At 40.4% G+C, this 577-nt stretch carries 1 protein-coding gene; it reads right to left on the bottom strand.

Features of this window, described 5'->3' with window-relative positions; all coding sequences use genetic code 11:
* Positions 1–31: 31 nt before the first annotated feature.
* On the bottom strand, positions 32–577 hold a 546-nt coding region (locus BN338_RS09820; RefSeq protein ID WP_039761941.1), incomplete at its 5' end, for a nucleotidyltransferase family protein.

Here is a 577-nt window from a genome sequence, read left to right as displayed (position 1 = left end):
AGAGGGGCGCCCCCGCGCGCCATGGCGTTATTTAAGCAGCGTCACTTTCATATTCGCTGTCATTATCATCGTCATAATACCCCTCACAATCAGCATAATACTCATGACGGTAATAATCATCTTCACTTCCCAATTCAGGATAGGCATCATCATGGATATCATCATCACGCGTTAAATGGGCATTGCTATGAATGTAAGAATTTCCTGATATAAGAGCATCACAAACAACGGCATCATCAAAAACATGAGATTGATCACAAATATAAGCAGAGCCGCTTATTTTAGCATTGGCTCCAACATGGGCATGATCGCAAATAACGGCATCATCAGAAATATGGGCATGACCATCTACACAAGCATCATCATAAATTTTAGCATTGCCTTCAATAATAGCACCACCACTGACATGGGCATTGCCATAAAGCCTTGCGTTGTCTTTTAACGTGCTAGCTTCAAAAATAGCATTGCCATAAATTTTAGCATTGCCATAAACATCAACAAAAAAGCTTTTTACCTTGGCATTTCCAAAGACGCGCGCATTTTCAAAAACTCTAGCTTTATCGTAAACCCAACAATC

The organism is Bartonella queenslandensis AUST/NH15, from assembly GCF_000312585.1.
Lineage (GTDB): Bacteria > Pseudomonadota > Alphaproteobacteria > Rhizobiales > Rhizobiaceae > Bartonella > Bartonella queenslandensis_A.
The sequence above is the reverse complement of the archived record's forward strand: the minus strand, read 5'-3'. Positions and strand labels throughout refer to the sequence as shown.